Source organism: Micromonospora cabrerizensis (assembly GCF_022230955.1).
Lineage (GTDB): Bacteria > Actinomycetota > Actinomycetes > Mycobacteriales > Micromonosporaceae > Micromonospora > Micromonospora cabrerizensis.
In genome coordinates, this window is the sequence record NZ_JAKKFI010000047.1 from 164,016 (window position 1) to 179,650 (window position 15,635).

A 15,635-nucleotide genomic window follows, 5' to 3' on the forward strand; every position below is an offset into this window, starting at 1 on the left:
GTAGCGAGCGTGGACCTGTCGTGAGTCGTAGCGAGGGAGCGGGCATGGAAGCTGACATCGAGGCCGCCAACCGGGAGCTGGCCGACGCCCGCAGCACCGGCAAGCCCTGCCCACCGCTGCGCGGGCGGCTGCTGCCGGAGGGTGACGTCGAGTCCGCGTACCGCGTGCAGCAGCTCCAGGCGCGGGCCTGGCAGGGCCGCGGCGAGCGCCGGGTCGGCGCGAAGATCGGGCTGACCTCCCGGGCGGTGCAGGAGACCTTCGGGGTGTTCCAACCGGACTTCGGGATGCTGACCGACGCCATGGCGGTCGGCGACGGGGTCGAGGTGCACATCGACCGGCTGCTCCAGCCGCGGGTCGAGGCGGAGATCGCGTTCGTGCTCGACAAGGACCTCGCCGACCCGCAGATCACCACTGTCGACCTGATCCGCGCGGTGGACCACGTGCTGCCGGCGATCGAGATCGTCGACTCGCGCATCGCGGGCTGGGACATCTCCATCGTGGACACCGTCGCCGACAACGCCTCCAGCGGGCTCTTCGTGCTCGGCACCACGCCGCGCCGGCTCGCCGACGTGGACCTGCGACTGTGCGGGATGGTGCTGGAGCACGCCGGCGAGCCGGTCTCGGTCGGCGCGGGCGCGGCCTGCCTGGGCAACCCGCTGCACGCCCTGCACTGGTTGGCCGGCACGCTCGCTCGCGCCGGTGACCCGCTGCGCGCCGGGGACGTGGTGCTCTCCGGGGCGCTCGGCCCGATGGTGCCGGTCACCCCGGGAGCCGCGTACGAGGCACGGATCTCCGGGCTCGGCTCGGTGCGGACCTCCTTCAGCGACAGGAGCGGCCAGTGACCACCAACGTGGCGGTGCTGGGATCGGGAAACATCGGCACCGATCTGATGATCAAAGTGCTGCGGCTGAGTGACAGCCTGCGAATGGTGGCGATGGCCGGCATCGACCCGGAGTCCGACGGGCTTGCCCGGGCCCGCCGGCTCGGCGTGGCCACCACCGCCGACGGCGTGGACGGGCTGGTGGCGATGCCCGAGTTCGCCGACGTCCAGTTGGTCTTCGACGCCACCTCGGCGGGCGCGCACCGACGCCACGACGAGGTGCTGCGCGCGCACGGCCGCACGGTGGTCGACCTGACCCCGGCCGCGCTCGGCCCGTACGTGGTGCCGCCGGTCAACCTCGACGAGCACCTGCACGAGTCGAACGTCAACATGGTGACCTGCGGCGGGCAGGCGACAGTGCCGATCGTCGCCGCGGTACGCCGGGTCACCCCGGTGGCGTACGGGGAGATCGTCGCCTCGATCGCGTCCCGGTCGGCCGGTCCGGGCACCCGGGCCAACATCGACGAGTTCACCGAGACCACCGCTCGGGCCATCGAGGTGGTCGGTGGGGCCGAGCGGGGCAAGGCGATCATCGTGCTGAACCCGGCGGACCCACCGCTGCTCATGCGGGACACCGTCTACTGCCTCTGCCCGGACGCGGACGCCGACACCGACGCCATCGCCGCCTCGGTGGCGGAGATGGTGGCGGCGGTGCAGGAGTACGTCCCCGGCTACCGGCTCAAGCAGGACGTGCAGTTCGACCGGGTGCAGGCGTACGTGCCGACGCTCGGGCGGCAGCTCACCGCGTTGCAGGTGTCGGTCTTCCTGGAGGTCTCCGGTGCCGGTCACTACCTGCCGGCGTACGCCGGGAACCTGGACATCATGACCTCCGCCGCGCTGCGTACCGCGGAGCGGCTGGTCGCCCTGCGTTCTTCGGAGGTGGTCGCGCCATGACCGACCTGTACATCCAGGACGTGACGCTGCGCGACGGCATGCACGCCATCGCCCACCAGTACACCGTCGAGCAGGTCCGCACCATCGCCGCCGCGCTGGACGCCGCCGGGGTGGCCGCGATCGAGGTGGCGCACGGCGACGGGCTCGCCGGTTCCAGCGTCAACTACGGCCACGGCGCGGCCAGCGACGCCGAGTGGATCTCCGCAGCCGCCGAGGTGCTCACCACGGCGAAGCTGACCACGCTGCTGCTGCCGGGCATCGGCACGATCGCCGACCTGAAGGCCGCGAAGGCTCTCGGGGTGACAAGCGTCCGGATCGCCACCCACTGCACTGAGGCGGACATCTCCGCCCAGCACATCTCCTGGGCGCGGGAGAACGGCATGGACGTGGCCGGGTTCCTGATGATGTCGCACATGAACGATCCGGCGGCGCTCGCCGGGCAGGCCAAGCTCATGGAGTCCTACGGCGCGCACTGCGTCTACGTCACCGACTCCGGCGGTCGGCTGCTGATGTCCGACGTGGCGCAGCGGGTCGACGCGTACCGGCAGGTCCTCTCCCCGGACACGCAGATCGGCATCCACGCGCACCACAACCTGTCGCTCGGGGTCGCCAACAGCGTGCTCGCCGTCGAACACGGTCGGGTCACCGGGTCCGCCCCGGTCGGCCCGGACGCGGCGCACGGCCGGACCGTCCGCGTCGACGCGTCCCTCGCCGGCATGGGCGCGGGCGCCGGCAACGCGCCGCTGGAGGTCTTCGTGGCGGTCGCCGAGCTGCACGGCTGGAAGCACGGCTGCGACGTGTTCGCGCTGATGGACGCGGCCGACGACATCGTCCGCCCGTTGCAGGACCGGCCGGTCCAGGTGGACCGGGAGACGCTCTCCCTGGGGTACGCGGGGGTCTACTCCAGCTTCCTGCGGCACGCCGAGCGGGCCTCCACCAAGTACGGCGTGGACGTCCGGTCGATCCTGGTCGAGCTGGGCCGCCGCCGGATGGTCGGCGGCCAGGAGGACATGATCGTGGACGTCGCACTCGACCTGGCCGGCAAGGAGCAACAGTCATGATCGGACCGGACATCGCCGGGATCGCCGAGAAGCTGGGCGTGGCAGCGGCCACGGCCACCGCGATTCCGCAGCTCGCCGCCGAGACCGGCCTCGACGTGGACGCCGCGTACGGCGTGCAGGCCGCGCTGCTGCGGCGGCGGGTGGACGCCGGTGAGCGGCTCGTCGGGCTGAAGATGGGGCTGACCAGCAGGGCGAAGATGGCCCAGGTCGGCGTGGACGAGGTGATCTGGGGGCGGCTCACCAACGCGATGCGGGTGCCCGACGGTGGCGTGGTGGACCGGTCCGCGTACATCCACCCCCGGGTCGAGCCGGAGGTGGCGTTCCTGCTGGACCGGCTGCCCGAGCCGGGTGAGCCGGTCGGAGACTTCACCAGCGCGGTCCGCGCGGTCGCCCCGGCCATCGAGCTGATCGACTCCCGGTACGCGGACTTCCGCTTCTCGCTGCCGGACGTGATCGCCGACAACACCTCGGCCGCCGCGTTCGTGATCGGGCCGTGGTCGCCGGTGCCGGCGGGGCTAAACAACCTGGGTGTGCTGCTGGAGGTCGACGGCCGGGTGGCGCAGGTCGGCTCGACGGCGGCGATCCTCGGCGATCCTCGCCGGGCCCTCGACGAGGGCATCCGGCTGGCCGGCCGGCACGGTGTGCGGCTGGAGTCCGGCTGGGTCTTCCTGGCCGGCGCCGCCACCGCCGCCGTTCCGCTGCGTCCCGGCGCCCATGTCCGTGCGGTCGTGGAGAAGCTCGGCACCGCATCGCTGCGGGCCTCGTCGTGACCGCCCGGGTGGTGGCGGGGAAGGCCGTGCCTCGGGGGGCCTTTCCGCACGTCAAGGTCGCGGGCGGGTTCGTCTTCGTCTCCGGTACGTCGTCGCGACGGCCGGACAACAGCTTCGCCGGTGTCGAGGTGGACGGGTTCGGCACGACGAACCTCGACATCCGGGTGCAGACGCGAGCGGTCATCGAAAATGTGCGGGACCTGCTGCGCTCGGTCGGCGCGGACCTCGCCGACCTCGTCCAGGTGAGCACGTACCTGGTCAACATGAATGACTTCGGTGGCTACAACGAGGTGTGGGCGGAGTTCTTCGACGCGTCCGGGCCGACCCGCACCACGGTGGCCGTGCACCAGTTGCCGCACCCGCACCTGCTCATCGAGATCCAGGCCGTGGCCCTTCTTCCCTCGGGAGGTCAGTCGTGAGTGAGATCGCCGAACCGTTCAGCTTTCCCGGGTGGATCGCGGACAACCAGCACCTGTTGAAGCCGCCGGTGGGCAACAAGGAGATGTTCCCCGGCGGGGACGACTTCATCGTGATGGTGGTCGGTGGGCCCAACCAGCGCACCGACTTCCACGTGGACCCGTACGAGGAGTTCTTCTACCAGGTCAAGGGCAACATGCACATCAACCTCATCACCCCGGAGGGGCCGCGTACGGTGCACGTGCGCGAGGGTCAGATGTGGATGCTGCCGCGCAACACCCCGCACTCGCCGCAGCGGCCGGAGGCCGGCTCGATCGGCATGGTGGTCGAGCGGGTCCGTGAGGAGGGCACGCTGGAGACGTTCCAGTGGTACTGCCCGGAGTGCGGCAGCAAGGTGCACGAGGTCGAGTTGCAGGTCCGCGACATCGCCGCCGACCTACCGCCGGTGTTCCAGGCGTTCTACGCCGACGAGCAGGCACGCACCTGCGCCAACTGCGGCACCCTGCACCCGGGCAAGGGCTGATGCCCGCAGGCGTCGTCGACGTGCACACGCACGTCGTACCGAAGGGGTGGCCGGACCTCGGCGCGGCGTGCGGTGGGTCCGGCTGGCCGTGGCTGCGGGTCGACTCCGAGCGCGCTGCCATGATCATGGTGGGGGAGGCGGAGTTCCGCCCGGTCGGCGCCGAGTGCTGGGACGCGTCGCGCCGGCTGGCCGACATGGACGCCGACGGCGTGGACGTGCAGGTGGTGTCGCCCACGCCGGTCTTCTTCAGCTACGACCGCCCGGCCGACCAGGCCGTGAAGGTCGCCCGCATCTTCAACGACCTGACCCTGGAGGTCACCGCGGCCGGTGGCGACCGGCTGGTGCCGTTCTGCCAGGTGCCCCTCCAGGACCCGGACGCCGCGTGCGCCGAGCTGGATCGCAGCCTGGCCGCCGGGCACGTGGGTGTGGAGATCGGCAACCACGTCGGCGACCGGGACCTGGACGACGCGGGGGTGGTCACGTTCCTCCAGCACTGCGCCGAGGTGGGCGCACCCGTCTTCGTCCACCCGTGGGACATGCCCGACGGCCCGCGCCTGGCCCGCTGGATGGCCCGGTGGCTCACCGGGATGCCCGCCGAGACGCACCTGTCGGTGCTGGCGATGATCCTGGGCGGCGTCTTCGACCGGGTGCCCGAGACGTTGCGGATCTGCTTCGCGCACGGTGGCGGCAGCTTCCCGTTCTGGCTCGGTCGCGCCGACAACGCCTGGCACCGCCGTGGCGACCTGGTCCGTGGCGCGTCCGTCGCCCCGCCCAGCAGCTACGTCGACCGGTTCAGCGTCGACTCGGTGGTCTTCGCGGCGCCCGCCCTGCGACTGCTGGTCGACACGATGGGGGAGGACCGGGTGCTGGTCGGCAGCGACTACCCGTACCCGCTGGGCGAGCGTCCGGCCGGCGCGGTGGTCCGCGACGCCGACTTCCTCACCGACGACCAGCGCGACAAGCTCCGGTCCACCAACGCCCGGCGCTTCCTGTACGGCTGAGCGCCCCTGGCAGCAGAGATCTTGGACAGTTTCCGTCCGACGCTGACGGAAACTGTCCAAGATCTACGGGTCGGTGGGCCGAGTGGGTGGGGGAGTCCGGCGTGTGTCGGGTGCACCGGGGGCCGCGGGGCGGCAGGATGACGGGATGGCGGAGCCGCACGACCTGACCGCGTTGGAGCAGGCCGCCGCGATCGCCCGCGGCGAGCTGACCAGCGTCGACCTTGTCGAGCACCACCTACGACGGGTGGCCGCCCTCGGCGACACCGTGGGCGCGTTCGTCACCGTCACCGAGGATCTCGCCCGGCAGGCCGCCCGCGCCGCCGACGCCACGCCCGTCGAGAATCGCGGCCCGCTGCACGGTGTGCCGACCGCGATCAAGGACCTGACCCTCACCGCCGGGGTACGCACCACCTTCGGCTCGGCCGCCTTCGTCGACTTCGTCCCGCCGGTCGACGCCGACGTGGTCCGGTTCATCAAGGCCGCCGGCCTGATCAGCCTCGGTAAGACGACCACCTCCGAGTTGGGCTGTTCGCTCTACTCGGAGGGCCGGGTCGCGCCGCCGGCCCGCAATCCGTGGCAGTTGGCGTACACGGCGGGTGGGTCCAGCGGCGGCGCGGCGGCGGCGGTGGCTGCCGGGCTGGTCCCGGTCGCCCAGGGGTCCGACGGCGGCGGCTCGCTGCGCATCCCCGCGTCGCTCTGCGGCCTGGTCGGCTACAAGCCCAGCCGGGGCGTGGTCTCCGGCGGGCCGCTCGGCTCCGGCGCGTTCGGCCTGCCCACCAGCGGCCCGCTCGGGCGCACCGTCGCCGACGTCGCCGCGCTGCTCGACGTGATGGCCGTGCCGGTCCCCGGCGAGCCCTACCTGTCGCCACCCGCGCCGCCCGGCGGATATCTGGCCGTGGCGCGCCGGGCCGAGCCCGGCCCGCTGCGGATCGGCCGGTTCACCACACCGATGCTCGCCGACGAGCCGGTGCACCCCGACTGCGTGGCCGCCGTGGACCGGGCCGCCGCGCTGCTCACCGCGGCCGGCCACGAGGTGGTCGAGGTGCCGCCGCCGCTCGGGCCGGCCGTGTGGCCGCTGTTCGAGATCCTCTGGTACGTGCTGGCGCTCGCCCCGGTGCCGCCACAGCGGGAGGCGGAGCTGCTGCCGTTGACCCGGCTGATGCGCGCCCGGGGCGCGGAGATCTCCGCCGGCACGCTGGCCGCCACCCTCGGCGAGTTGCAGGCGCAGGTCCGCCTCGGCGCCCGCCGCACCGCCGGGGTCGACCTGCTGCTCTGCCCCACCCTGGCCGCGCCGCAGGCGCCCGTCGGCTGGTTCACCGCCGATGGTGACCCGGCCGCCGACTTCGACCGGCAACGCCGCTTCTCGCCCTACTGCGCCATCTTCAACGTCACCGGGGATCCCTCCGTCTCCCTGCCGGTGGGCGGCACCAGCGACGGACTGCCCGTCGGGGTGCTGCTCACGGGCCGGTACGGCGACGACGCGCGACTCATCGCGACCGCTGCGCAACTGGAGAACTCCAGTGACGGATGGGATCGGCACCCCGCAATCTGGCGGGCCGCCGACTCCGCTAACGTGAATGGTGACGGCGTCGGGTGGCCGGCATCATGATCATCCATCCGACCCGCTTGTTCGAGGTCGTCCTTCTTCCGCCTGGGGGCGTTGGGATTGTCTGTTACCGAGACGTTGCTGGTCTTCGTCGGCATCCCGCTGGCCGCGGTGCTGGTCATCACCGGTCTCACCTACGCCGGTAGCAGCGGTGGTGCCACCGGCGGTGGAGGCGGTGCCAAGCGCTACCGCCCGGGCCGGCCCTTCGACTTCACTCCGGTCTGGTTCCTGGGCCGCCCGGAGCAGCTGGCCGACTCGGCCGGCACCGCGCTGACGGCGGGGGCGCAGGCGCCCGCGCTGACCAGCCACAAGCTTGAGCAGGCCAGCGTCGAGGCGCCGGCCGGTGGAACCGGAGGCGCAAGTGACCGTTGGTGAGAAGCACGCCGGGTCGGAAAATCCGCCCGAGGTGCTGGACGGGCCCTTCTCGACCCGCCAGCTGCTGCGCATCGACGAGGCGCTGCGCCTTGCCGACAAGGGCACCGGCCTGGTCTTCTCGGTCTTCGTCGGTGGTCTCGACGAGCCCGTCCGGGAGCACGCCCAGCGGCTGCACGGCCAGCTCGCCGAGCCGGACAAGTCGGTGCTGATCGCCGTGTCGCCCAACCAGCGTCAGCTGGAGATCATCACCGGGCGGTACGCGCGCAAGCGCATCCCCGACACGTACGCCAAGCTGGCCGCGCTCTCGATGGCTGGCGCGTTCAGCGGCGGCGACCTGGCCGGTGGCATCATCAACGGCCTCGACCAGCTCGCCAGCCACGCCGGCAAGGGCTGACCCACACATCCGACGAACCCCGGTCCGCAGGTGCGGGCCGGGGTTCGCCGTGTGTCAGCCCACCGTCAGCGTGGGCCGCTCCGGGACCGGAGCCGGTTGAGCGCCAGGCCGAGCGGGACGACCACCGCGGTGGCGACGACCCAGCTGACCAGGCCGACCCAGATCGGGCCGTCGTTGAGCACCGCCAACAGGACGCACACCGGTAGCAGCCCCAACGCCGTCGCGAGCACCGGTCGTAGCGACGTTCTCATCCGCGTGTTCTCCCTCGTCACGATGTCGACCAGGATCAATCGTCTCGCGCCGTCAGTCCTTGTCGGCCTCGTCGGTCAGGTACTTGGTGACGATGCCACCGGCGCAGCCTCCCACCGCACCGAGAGCACCACCGGCCAGGGCGCCGGCGACCCCGCCGGTCGCCCCACCGATCGCCCCGGTGACGAGGCCGCCGGCGGCACCGATCGCGCAGGACTCGCCGTAGTCGACTTCCAGGCCGGTGGGGTCGAGGTAGTTCACCGGGTTCGCGGCGGCGTACGCGTACCGGTTGCCGGTGGCCGGGTCACCGATGAACGCGAGGGTGTCCTGCTGGGTGAAGCGACCCGTCGCCGGGTCGTACCAGCGGCGGCCGAACTTGGTGAGGTCGTCGCTGCGTAACCCACCGGCGAACCCGAGCGCGTTCTCCTCGGTCTCGTCACCGTTGTCGACGGTCCTGACCACCTTGCCGTACGGGTCGTAGGTGTAGGAGGCGGCCAGCGAGCCGTCGTGCTTCACCAACGCCACCACGGAGCCGAGACCGTCGAGGACGTAGAAGTAGTGGTGGAAGACCCCATTCGTCTTCGCCCGGAAGCCCAGCGGGGTGCCGCGCTGATCCCGCTCGACGTAGTGCCTGCTGTACGAGCTGGGCACCGTGTAGCTCTGCAGCATCGGCTGGCCGTTCTGGTCGTCCAGCCCGTAGTGGTACTGGTGCTCGAACGACGGGGTGGTCTTCCAGCCGAGCTCGATCTGGTTGGGCCCGTTGTACTCCCAGGTGACGGACGCGTTCGTCGAGTCCTTCCCGCTGGTCAACTGCCCGGGGGCGTTGTAGACGAAGGCTCGTGCCGCCGAGCCGGTCTTCTGGTTGCCGGCCGCGTCGTAGCTGTAGCCGGAGCTGGTGACCTGGTTGCCGGCGTTGTACGTCAGCGTCTGCGTGGTGGTGCCGTCCACCTTGACCGAGGTGCGGTTGCCGTTGCTGTCGTACGCGTAGTCGTAGGTCTTGCCGTCGATGCTGGTGGCCTTGGTGAGCCGGTTGCCCTGGTCGTAGGTGTAGACACTCACCGCGCCACTGCGGTGGTGGTCGGTCTGCCACTGCCGTAGGCCGGTGTCGTCGCTCTTGGCGGTGGAGCAGGCGGCGGTGCCGACCCGCTTGGCGTAGCAGTAGGACACGTCGAAGACGGTGCTGGCGGCACCGGCCTGCCAGCGCTTGCTCGTGGTGCGGGTGAGCCGGCCGGACTGGTCGTAGGCGTTGACCGTCTCGGCCACTGTCGTCGACGAGACGGCGAGTCTGGTGCCGGTCCGCCGCCCGTCGTCGTCGTAGGTGAAGGTGTAGGTGCCGGTGGCGGCGACCAGCTTGGTGAGCAGGTTGCGGGCGTTGTACGTGTACACCGAGCTGCCCCGCTGGTCCAGCAGTTCGATGAGGTTGCCGACCGGGTCGTACCGGTACTCGTGCGTCGCCTGCCGGCCGACCAGCCGGTTGAGCCGGTCGTACGCGAAGTTCTGGTAGCTGTTGCCGTCCTCGCGGGCGTAGACGTTGCCGGCGGCGTCGTAGGTGTACGAGACCTCGTGTGTCGCGTCCGAGTAAGTGATCTTCGTGACCCGGTCGTTCAGGTCGTAGTCGTAGTGGGTGGTCCGCCCGGCGCCGTCGGTGGCCTCGTGCACCCGGCCGAACTCGTCGTAGTTGATCGTTCGCACGCCCAGCGAGGTGCCGCTCGGCGGGGTCACCGAGATCAGTTGCTTGTTGGCGTCGTACGCGTAGGTGGTCTTGTTCGTGCCGTTGCCCGGGTCGGTGGAGGACTTCACCGTGCCGTCGCTGTTGTACTCGACCTTCGCCTCGGCGGCCTGGGCGTCCTTGGACGACAGCCGGTTACCAGCCCCGTTGTACGTGTAGGTGCTGGCGTTGCCCTGGGCGTCCGAACTGGACGATGGTTGGAAGTTCGCCGTCGGGTTGGTGGGGGTGGCGGCGTTCGCGTACGAGTAGGCGATGTCCGCGCCCGTCGGTGCGGCCGAGGCGGTCAACGACTGCCCGCCGTTGGCCGCGTAGCCGTTGCTGGTCACGCCGCCCGTGCCGTTGGTGGAGGTCAGCACGTCGTTGAACGGCGTGTACGAGTTCTCCCGGGTCTTGCCCTCCGGGTCGACGGCCTTGGTCACCCGCTTGTCGGCGTTGATCGTGTACGTGGTGCGCGGCACCGACGTGACCGGCTGCGACTGGTTGGTGTTGGCGTCCGCGATCAGGGTCTGCGTCGCCGACGGGTACGCCCACCGGGTGACGGCGATCGCTCCCGGGGCCTCCTGCTCGTCGATGACCCGTTGGATCGAGGTGACCCGGTGCGCGGAGTCGTAGGTGAGGGTGGCGACCGAGCCCGGGTCGGAACCCCGGATCCCGCTGGAGATCTTCGTGATCCGGTGCGACGAGTCGTAGGCGAAGCGGATGTCGTCCTCGGTCAGCGAGCAGATCTCGGTGAGGTCGCCGTTGGCGTTGTACGCGTACTCGACGCGCCGGTACAGGCCGCCGTCGCCGTGCTGCTCGATCTTGGAGATGTAACCGTGGGCGCCGTAGAAGACAGTGGCCGTGCGGGCGGCCTGGGCGCCCCGGTCGGACTTGACCGTGGTCAGCCGGCCGTTGCCGTCGTAGGTGTAGTCGGTGACGTTGTCGTTGCGGTCGAGGCTGCGGTCCAGCAGCCCGGCCGCGGTGAAGTAGAGCCGTCGGCCGCTCTCGCTCTCGGTCAGCTTCCACCCGGTGCCGTCGGTGACGAGGGTCGCCTTGAACTCGTTCGGTGTGGTGTAGCCGGAGCCGTTGGGCGTGAACCGGCCGACCACCCCGTCGGAGGCGACGTAGGTGACCGAGTTGTCATCCGCCTTGATCAGCTTGACGTCCACGCCGGAGCGGGTGCGCCAGCCGTGCCCGAGCGACCCGGTCGCCAGCCCGCTGCCGGTGAACAGACTGTTGTACGCCGACCCGAGCACGAGGTCGCGGGCGATGCCCGGCAGCACCAGGTCGGTGCTGCGGATGAGTAGGTTGCCCGAGCCGGTGTTGACCTCGGCGGTCACCCGGTCGGTCAGCGCGAAGCTGGTGAACGAGCCGTTGCGGACCGATCCGGTGCCCACCGGTACCGAGATGGGTCCGGCGAGCATGTTCACCGGCGCGCTCGACGGGCCCAGGGCGATGTTGGCGGACGAGCCGGGTGAGCCCGGTTGTGCCGGGGCCGCGGTGGGCCCGGTGGCGGGTTCGGGTCGAGCGAGTGCGGCGGTGGCGGGCGACGTCGGTACTTTGAGGACCGATGCGGTGACGGCCAGTAGTGTCCAGAACGCGCGACGGCGTAAGGCCACGGTTTCCTCCCGTGCGTTGGTGGCGACAACGCACGAGATCGTCACACGTCGATTACTTGACGCATGACAACCGTTCGCATCTTTTGTCAGCGATCCGGAAAGTTTCGTCGATGCGTACCAATGTTGATCGCTGCGTGTTACTGGCCGGTCACAGAAGTGCGCAAAAGCCTGATCTTCGGACGGCACACGAAAAACGGCCCGGGGCCGACGCGGACTTACGCCCACGCCGGCCCCGGGCCGGACAACCGCTGGTCAGACGCTCTGCGCGTCCTTCGCGCGGGCCCTGAGCGCCCGCAGCACGCCGTCGCGGCCCTCGGCGACCAGCCGACGCAGCGGGCCGGGGTGCCCGTCGCCGGCCAGCCACGCGTCGGTGGCCGCCACCGTGTCGTCCTCCACCAGATAGGTCGGGTACGCCAACTGGGCGAACTCCTGCGCCGGCTCGCTGTCCCGGGTGGCCCACACCTGCGCCACCGTCGCGAAGTACCGCTCCCGGTACGGGGCGATCAGCTCCACCTGCGTCGGGTGCGCGAAGCCCTGCAACAGCGCCCGGTGCCGCCAGTTGGGCAGCGAGTCGGGGCCGGTCAGCAGCGCCCACAGGGCCGCCTTGTTCTCGGCCGTCGGCAACAACGCCTGGGCGTACGCGGCCTCCCGCTCACCGCTGGCGGTGCGGTCGCCGGCCAGCTCCGCCTCGATCTCGGCGGCACCGGCCGCGCCGTTGGCCACCAGCGCGGCGAGGACCGACCAGCGCAGCTCGGTGTCCACGGTCAGACCGGCCGGCATACCGGTGCCGTCCAACCAGCCGCGCAGGGTCGCCAGATCCTCGTCGGAGCGGGCCGCCGAGGTGAACGCGCGAGCCCAGGCCAGCTGGAACCCGCTGCCGGGCTCGGCGCTGGCGAGCGAGTCACGCGCGGTACGGGCCAGGTCGGCCCAACCGGTCGGCGCCCAGGCCGGGTCGGCGTACACGGTGAGCGTGGTGGTCGCCTGCCGCAGGGTGGCGGTGACCAGGTTGATGTCGGTCTCGGCGGGCAGCCCGCTCAGCGTGAGCGCCACGTAGTCACGGGCGGACAGCTCCGCGTCGCGGGTCATGTCCCACGCGGCAGTCCAGCACAGTGCCCGGGCCAGCGACGACTCGAAGCCACCGATGTGCTGCACCACGTTGGCCATCGACCGGTCGTCGAGGCGCAGCTTGGTGTAGCTCAGGTCGTCGTCGTTGAGCAGCAGCACGTCGGCGGCCCGGACACCACGCAGCTCGGCGAGGTCGGTCCGCTCGCCGGCCACGTCCACCTCGTAGCGCTCGCGACGCACCAGCCGCCCGTCGGTCAGGTCGTACAGGCCCACGCCGATGCGGTGCGTCCGCAGCGTCGGGTACGCGGTCGGCGCCTCCTGCAGAACCGCCACCTGCTCGTAGGCGCCGTCCGCACCGATCGTCACCTCCGGGCGCAGCGTATTGACCTGCGCGGTCTCCAGCCACTGCGCCGCGAACTTGCGCAGCTCCCGGCCGGAGGCCGCCTCCAGCTCGGTGAGCAGGTCGTCGAAGGTGGCGTTGCCCCAGGCGTGCTTGCCGAAGTAGGCCCGCAGACCGGCGACGAACGGCTCCTCACCCACGTACGCGACGAGCTGCTTGAGCACGCTCGCGCCCTTGGCGTACGTGATGCCGTCGAAGTTGACCTCGACGGCCTCCATGTCCGGCATCTCGGTGTAGACCGGGTGCGTGGAGGAGAGCTGGTCCTGCCGGTAGCCCCAGTTCTTGCGGATGGACAGGAACGTCGTCCACGCCTCGGTGAACCGGGTGGCGTTGGTGTTGCACCAGTGGCTGGCCCACTCGGCGAACGACTCGTTGAGCCACAGGTCGTTCCACCAGCGCATGGTGACCAGGTCGCCGAACCACATGTGGGCCAGCTCGTGCAGGATCGTGTTGGCCCGCTGCTCGTACTCGAAGTCGGTGACCTGCGAGCGGAACAGGTAGTGCGACTCGGCGTGCGTCACGCAGCCGAAGTTCTCCATCGCGCCGGCGTTGAAGTCGGGCACCCAGAGCTGGTCGTACTTCGGCAGCGGGTAGCGCACGCCGAACTTCTCGTGGAAGAAGTCGAAGCCCTGCTTGGTGATGAGGAACAGGTCGTCGGCGTCCAGGTAGCGGGCCATCGACGCGCGGCAGAACACCCCCAGGTCGATGCCGTCGTGGCTGTCGCGCACCTCGTGGTACGGACCGGCGCACATGGCGGTGATGTAGGTGCTCATCCGGGGCGACTCGGCGAAGTGCAGGGTCTTGAGCCCCTCACCCGCCGGCTCCTCGCGCTGCACCGGCATGTTGGACACGGCCCGCCAGTGCGCCGGCACGGTGGCGTGCCAGGTGTAGACGCTCTTCAGGTCGGGCTGGTCGAAGCAGGCGAACACCCGCTGCGCGTCGGCCGTCTCGAACTGGCTGTAGAGGTACGTCTCGCCGTCCACCGGGTCGACAGTGCGGTGCAGGCCCTGGCCGCTGTTGGAATAACCGAAGTCGGCGTCGACGACCAGCGTGTTGTCGCTGTCCAACGAGGACAGGACCAGGCCCTTCTCGGCCGACCAGTCGGAGAGGTCGACGGGGGCGCCGTTCAGCGTCGCGGAACGCACCGACTCGGCGGCCAGCTCGATGAACGTGCTCGCACCCGGCTCCGAGCAGCGGAAACGCACCTCGGTCGTGGACCGGAACGTGCGGCCGTCCGCCGCCAGCACGGCGGTCGACAGGTCCAGACTGATGTCGTACCCCGTCACGTTGAGCAGGCGGGCCCGCTCGGTCGCCTCGACCTGCGTCAGGTTGCGCACTCCCGGCACTGTTCGTCTCCATCCCAACATCTCGCCGTACGCCCGGCGGCGCCCGTCTGCCAGCCGCTCGTGGCGGCCGGCCCGAACCGAGTCTTCCATGTGCAAGCAGCCCGCGGTGGCCGAGGTCACGCTCTCATTCGGGTGCCGCTCGACGGGCTGCGGGGTGAAGATTCCCCTGAGACGCCGGACTGCCGGCGCCCCGTCGCGAAGGGACCTCACCGTGACCGATCGTGTCACCGCCGACATGTGGTTCGATCCGGCCTGCCCGTGGGCGTGGATCACGTCCCGCTGGCTGCTCGAGGTCGAGCGGGTCCGTGACGTGGACATCCGTTTCCACGTGATGAGCCTCGCCGTGCTCAACGACGGCCGGGACGAGCTGCCCGAGCAGTACAAGGAGTTCCTGAAGACCGCCTGGGGTCCGGTGCGGGTCTGCATCGCCGCCGAACAGCGCTACGGCAACGAGGCCCTGCGCCCGCTCTACACCGCGCTCGGCACCCGGATCCACCTCGGCAAGGAGGAGCGGGCTCACGCGCTCTACGTCGCCGCGCTGACCGACGCCGGTCTGGACCCGGCGCTGGCCGCCGCCGCCGACAGCACCGACTACGACGAGGCGCTGCGGGCCAGCCACGAGGCCGGGATGCGCCCGGTCGGGCAGGACGTCGGCACGCCGGTCGTCCACGCGCCCGGCCCGGACGGCACCCCGGTCGCGTTCTTCGGCCCGGTCATCACCCCGGCTCCCAAGGGGGAGGCCGCGGGCCGGCTCTGGGACGGCGTCCTGCTGGTCGCCGGCACGCCGGGCTTCTACGAGCTCAAGCGCACCCGTGAGCAGGACCCGATCTTCGACTGAGATGTGCGGAAGGGCCCCCGGCGTCGGGTCGGGGGCCGTTTCGTCTCCCTGGTCACCTCCGCACTGCGCTCCGCTCGGCGTGTCGCGTCGTGACGATGCCCGCCCCGTCACCGGGAGACCGCCGCGCTCGTTGGCCTGCATGTCCGCCGCAGCGACCCGCAGGGCCGCACCCCGCAGCTCGTGGAGGCAATCCCGATGGCCAAGCACCGTGCGTCCGGTGACGATCAGCTGACCCGGCAGGGGGTGATCGACACTCCCGGCGCGGCCTACTGGTCCGTTGACGACTCCCGCTGGCCGGTGGTCCGTCCGGACCTGCCCGCCCACCTGGTCGACCTGCTCGCGCCGCCCATCGTGGTGGGCGTGGCCCGGGTCCCGGTGACCTCCCGGCTCACACCGCCCGCGTCGGCCGACCCGCTGACGTCGGCCGTCGACTCCGGGCCGACCGAACTCGTGCCGTCCGCCGCGGAGCTGCCCGTGCCGGCGCTGCCC

General features: G+C 71.0%; 15 protein-coding genes. 12 read left to right on the forward strand and 3 right to left on the reverse strand.

Going from position 1 to position 15,635, the window contains the following annotated elements; genetic code table 11:
- The first annotated feature begins 44 nt into the window (after positions 1-44).
- The 10 genes from LADH09A_RS07435 (at position 45) to LADH09A_RS07480 (ending at position 7,921) form a co-directional block, all read left to right on the forward strand.
- Positions 45-842 (forward strand): 2-keto-4-pentenoate hydratase, encoded by a 798-nt coding sequence (locus LADH09A_RS07435; protein ID WP_238644122.1) that lies wholly within the window; start codon positions 45-47, stop codon positions 840-842.
- Positions 839-1,774 carry an acetaldehyde dehydrogenase (acetylating) gene (locus LADH09A_RS07440; RefSeq protein ID WP_238644123.1) on the forward strand — a complete coding sequence of 312 codons (936 nt, stop codon included), beginning with the start codon at positions 839-841 and terminating at the stop codon, positions 1,772-1,774. The genes LADH09A_RS07435 and LADH09A_RS07440 overlap by 4 nt, the downstream gene beginning before the upstream one ends.
- Positions 1,771-2,835, forward strand: coding sequence for a 4-hydroxy-2-oxovalerate aldolase (dmpG, locus tag LADH09A_RS07445; RefSeq protein WP_238644124.1), 1,065 nt, complete (start codon positions 1,771-1,773; stop codon positions 2,833-2,835). Before LADH09A_RS07440 ends, dmpG begins: the two co-directional genes overlap by 4 nt.
- Positions 2,832-3,605 (forward strand): 2-keto-4-pentenoate hydratase, encoded by a 774-nt coding sequence (locus LADH09A_RS07450; RefSeq protein WP_238644125.1) that lies wholly within the window; start codon positions 2,832-2,834, stop codon positions 3,603-3,605. The genes dmpG and LADH09A_RS07450 overlap by 4 nt, the downstream gene beginning before the upstream one ends.
- Positions 3,602-4,024 (forward strand): RidA family protein, encoded by a 423-nt coding sequence (locus LADH09A_RS07455; protein WP_238644126.1) that lies wholly within the window; start codon positions 3,602-3,604, stop codon positions 4,022-4,024. The genes LADH09A_RS07450 and LADH09A_RS07455 overlap by 4 nt, the downstream gene beginning before the upstream one ends.
- Positions 4,021-4,545, forward strand: a complete 525-nt coding sequence (locus tag LADH09A_RS07460) for a 3-hydroxyanthranilate 3,4-dioxygenase (RefSeq protein WP_238644127.1) — start codon at positions 4,021-4,023, stop codon at positions 4,543-4,545. Before LADH09A_RS07455 ends, LADH09A_RS07460 begins: the two co-directional genes overlap by 4 nt.
- Positions 4,545-5,546 (forward strand): amidohydrolase family protein, encoded by a 1,002-nt coding sequence (locus LADH09A_RS07465; RefSeq protein ID WP_238644128.1) that lies wholly within the window; start codon positions 4,545-4,547, stop codon positions 5,544-5,546. Before LADH09A_RS07460 ends, LADH09A_RS07465 begins: the two co-directional genes overlap by 1 nt.
- Positions 5,547-5,691: 145 nt before the next feature.
- Positions 5,692-7,155 carry an amidase gene (locus LADH09A_RS07470; protein ID WP_238644129.1) on the forward strand — a complete coding sequence of 488 codons (1,464 nt, stop codon included), beginning with the start codon at positions 5,692-5,694 and terminating at the stop codon, positions 7,153-7,155.
- Positions 7,156-7,206: 51 nt separating this feature from the next.
- Complete coding sequence (ctaJ, locus tag LADH09A_RS07475; RefSeq protein WP_435795791.1) at positions 7,207-7,527, forward strand: aa3-type cytochrome oxidase subunit CtaJ; 321 nt, start codon at positions 7,207-7,209, stop codon at positions 7,525-7,527.
- Positions 7,514-7,921, forward strand: coding sequence for a DUF5130 family protein (locus LADH09A_RS07480; protein WP_238644130.1), 408 nt, complete (start codon positions 7,514-7,516; stop codon positions 7,919-7,921). The genes ctaJ and LADH09A_RS07480 overlap by 14 nt, the downstream gene beginning before the upstream one ends.
- Before the next feature lie 65 nt (positions 7,922-7,986).
- Here LADH09A_RS07480 and LADH09A_RS07485 read toward each other — a convergent pair whose 3' ends face one another.
- From LADH09A_RS07485 to pepN, 3 genes are all read right to left on the reverse strand, one after another.
- Positions 7,987-8,172: a hypothetical protein gene (locus LADH09A_RS07485; protein ID WP_238644131.1), complete on the reverse strand. Its 186-nt coding sequence runs from the start codon at positions 8,170-8,172 to the stop codon at positions 7,987-7,989.
- 52 nt (positions 8,173-8,224) lie between these two features.
- Entirely contained in the window at positions 8,225-11,275 is a 3,051-nt protein-coding gene (locus tag LADH09A_RS07490; RefSeq protein WP_238644132.1) for an RHS repeat domain-containing protein, read from the reverse strand.
- Between the two features lie 474 nt (positions 11,276-11,749).
- Positions 11,750-14,299 (reverse strand): aminopeptidase N, encoded by a 2,550-nt coding sequence (gene pepN, locus LADH09A_RS07495; protein ID WP_238644133.1) that lies wholly within the window; start codon positions 14,297-14,299, stop codon positions 11,750-11,752.
- 220 nt (positions 14,300-14,519) lie between these two features.
- On the opposite strand from pepN, the gene LADH09A_RS07500 reads away from it, so the two are divergent.
- Together LADH09A_RS07500 and LADH09A_RS07505 are read left to right on the forward strand one after the other, a co-directional pair.
- Entirely contained in the window at positions 14,520-15,146 is a 627-nt protein-coding gene (locus LADH09A_RS07500; protein ID WP_238644134.1) for a mycothiol-dependent nitroreductase Rv2466c family protein, read from the forward strand.
- A gap of 195 nt (positions 15,147-15,341) precedes the next feature.
- Positions 15,342-15,635, forward strand: a 294-nt coding sequence (locus LADH09A_RS07505; protein WP_238644135.1) for a hypothetical protein, incomplete at its 3' end; no start/stop codon positions are given.